The 3,225-nt window shown below is 55.2% G+C and carries 3 protein-coding genes; all 3 read left to right on the top strand.

The window, feature by feature from the left end:
- Positions 1 to 587, top strand: a 587-nt coding sequence (locus tag EJP87_RS14895) for a cell division protein FtsQ/DivIB (RefSeq protein WP_130472651.1), incomplete at its 5' end; no start/stop codon positions are given.
- A 136-nt stretch (positions 588 to 723) separates the two neighbouring features.
- Positions 724 to 1,965: a cell division protein FtsA gene (gene ftsA, locus EJP87_RS14890; RefSeq protein WP_130472650.1), complete on the top strand. Its 1,242-nt coding sequence runs from the start codon at positions 724 to 726 to the stop codon at positions 1,963 to 1,965.
- 110 nt (positions 1,966 to 2,075) lie between these two features.
- The coding region (ftsZ, locus tag EJP87_RS14885; protein WP_130472649.1) for a cell division protein FtsZ at positions 2,076 to 3,225 on the top strand (1,150 nt) is incomplete at its 3' end.

Here is a 3,225-nt window from a genome sequence, read left to right as displayed (position 1 = left end):
ACCCACCGGCATTGCCAGCCCTTTGCCACAGGCAAATCCGACCTGCAACCCGTTATCGATACTCTGCGCAAGGGGCACTGCTCACGGTTCATCCCAAAAATGTGCAAAGCCGTCTGGAAGCCATGCCATGGATCCGTTCGGTACATGTCAAGCGACAGTTTCCCTCTACCCTGCTGATCCGGGTGGTGGAAAAAAGGGCGGTGGGCATGGTGCGGGAGGGTGACCGCCTTTTTTTGGTCGATGAGTATGGCGCCACCGTCAAGCCCATGGAGAAGGAAGACCCGTTGATGTTGCCGATCATCGTCTCGGCCCCGGGTGAAGAAAAGGCGACACAAGTGGTCTGGCTGATCAATCTGCTCAGCAAGCATGCCTGGCTGCAAGGACGCATCTCGGAAGCCGTCAGCTATCCGGGGGGGCGCTGGACCCTCTACACCAAACAAGGAATCAAGTTGCTGCTTTCCCAGCGCATCGATCAGGAGTTGGAGCTGCTGAAACGGTTGCAGGAACAGTATGCCATTCTGGATCGCAAAGTCCGCCAAGTGGAGTTGCGCATCTCTGGCAAGGCGATGGTGAGATTTGCTCTGTAAGGTTATTTTTTTGATCATTGTCCCTTCCATTAGTAGGGCGATGATGGTAAGAAGAGCCTGAAGCGTTTAACGTATCCGGGAACATGATCCCGGCCCTTGGGTAGTTTGTTGTCAATCTCCTGCGAGTGGATAGGCTATGCCTGTACAGGACCAAAATCTGATCGTCGGCTTGGATATCGGTACAACGAAAATTTGTTGTATCGTCGCCGACCAGCAGCCTGATGGACGTCTTGATATTATTGGTGTTGGTACCCATCCTTCACGGGGGTTGCGCAAAGGGGTCGTGATCGATATTGATTCCACCGTAGAGAGCATGCGCATGGCGGTGGAAGAGGCCGAAATGATGGCCGGGGTGGAGATTCGTATGGTGTATGCCGGCATTGCCGGAGGTCATATCAAGAGTGGCAACTCCAACGGCGTGGTGGCCACCAAAGATGGTGAGGTCACGGCCAGCGATATCCAACGGGTTCTGGATGCAGCCAGGGCGCACAATATTCCCATGGATCGTGAGATCCTGCATATTATTCCCCAGGAATATATTCTCGACGGCCAGGATGGCATCAAGCAACCACTAAACATGTCTGGTGTCCGACTGGAAGCTCGGGTCCATATCGTGACTGGGGCTGTTGCTTCGGCGCAGAACATCATCAAGTGTGTCAATCGCTGTGGACTGGATGTGGGTGACATCATCCTGGAGCAACTGGCCTCTGCCGAGGCTGTACTGACTTCGGATGAAAAAGAGTTAGGTGTTTGTCTACTTGACATTGGTGGCGGCACGACCGACATTGCGCTCTTCAGCGAAGGACATATCAAACATACCGCCGTGTTGGCTATCGGCGGTGATCACCTCACCAATGACATTGCCGTCGGTTTGCGCACACCTACCCGTGAGGCAGAGATGATCAAGCGCAAATTCGGCTGTGCCCTCTCTTCTCTGGTCAATCCAGAAGAGACCATCGAAGTTCCCAGTATCGGTGACCGCAAGTCCCGCTCTCTGGGGCGGCATATTTTGGCTGAAATTATCGAACCCAGAGTGGAGGAGCTTTTTACTCTGGTCAGCCGTGAAATTGCCCGTTCTGGCTTCGAGGAGCAGTTGGCCGCTGGCGTGGTGCTGACGGGTGGTTCATCCATCACCGAGGGTATGGTCGAATTGGCGGAGGAGGTTTTCAACAAACCGGTCCGCCGTGGCACACCCCAGGGAATCGGCGGTTTGACGGATGTGGTCAACAGTCCGGTCTACGCGACTGCTGTCGGCTTGGTCATGTTTGCCAGTCGTAACGAAAAGGAGATTTCCCGGCAAATGGCCCCGCAAGGGAACAGCCCGTCCGTGCAAGGAATTTTCCATCGTATGCGCTCCTGGCTGGGTGATATTTTTTAGTTTCTTAGTTTCTTAGTTAGTTATACGACAACTAAACGAAAATTCGGCGTGTTTCCGTGCATCGGTGGCGCGCTGTTGGGTAAGAAGGTCTTTCTCCTTGGGGGATTTCGATGATCATCGAAGAGTATGAACAGGTCAATCATCTGGATGCACGGATTAAGGTTGTAGGTGTTGGCGGGGGTGGCGGTAATGCGATCAACAACATGATTCAATCCCAGTTGGATGGGGTTGAATTTATCGTTGCCAACACCGATGCCCAGGCATTGGCCCGCAATCTGGCCCCTACTCGGATTCAAATCGGTGAAAATGTCACGCGCGGTTTGGGGGCAGGTGCCAAGCCGGAAGTGGGAATGCGCGCTGCAGAAGAGAGCCAGGATCGACTGCGTGACAGTCTGATCGGGGCGGATATGGTTTTTATCACGGCGGGCATGGGTGGGGGTACCGGTACTGGCGCCGCGCCGATTATTGCGCGCATCGCCAAAGAGTTAGGTATTCTTACGGTAGCCGTGGTCACCAAACCGTTCAACTTTGAGGGCAAGCGGCGTTATCGGTTTGCCGAAGAGGGCTTGGAAGAGCTGCGCAAGTATGCGGACACCCTGATCACCATTCCCAACCAAAAGTTGTTGGGTGTGGTGGGCAAAAACACCACCATCCTGGAGGCTTTTCGCCGTGCGGATGATGTGCTCAATCAGGCGGTGCGGGGTATTACGGATCTGATCACGGTTCCTGGTCTGATCAATGTGGACTTTGCCGATGTGCGCACGGTCATGGATGAGATGGGGCAAGCCATGATGGGCGCTGCCGAGGCCAGTGGGGATACGCGGGCTTTGGATGCGGCGACCCATGCCATCTCCAGCCCCTTGTTGGATGATGTCTCTATTCATGGCGCACGGGGTGTTTTGATCAATATTACCGGTGGATATAATCTCTCCCTGCAGGAGGTTGACGAGGCGGCCACGGTGGTCCGGGATATGGCCCACGAAGATGCCATTATCGTTTTTGGTGCCGTATTGGATGAGGCCATGGAGGATACTGTCCGGGTTACAGTGGTGGCGACGGGCATTGGCACGGCAGAGAAGGTGGCCTTCCCCACCAACAAGCGGGAGGGTGCGGCAGCTTCTTCACACTATCCCCAGGCACCCCATTATGGGCAGCCCCCCTATGCTGCTCCGGGCGCGCAACAGCAGCCACGCCGTTATACGGCAGCCGCCAATGCTGCTGCGGCCCCTATCGCTGCGGTACCGCAGCAACGCAAACCGT

Origin of the sequence: Candidatus Magnetaquicoccus inordinatus, from assembly GCF_004217665.1 — a bacterium.
Classification (GTDB): Bacteria; Pseudomonadota; Magnetococcia; order Magnetococcales; family Magnetaquicoccaceae; genus Magnetaquicoccus; species Magnetaquicoccus inordinatus.
This window is presented reverse-complemented; position numbering and strand designations above follow the sequence as displayed.

Coding starts and splice junctions, on each gene's coding strand:
- ftsA (WP_130472650.1), top strand. CDS start 724: ATGCCTGTACAGGACCAAAATCTGATCGTCGGCTTGGATATCGGTACA.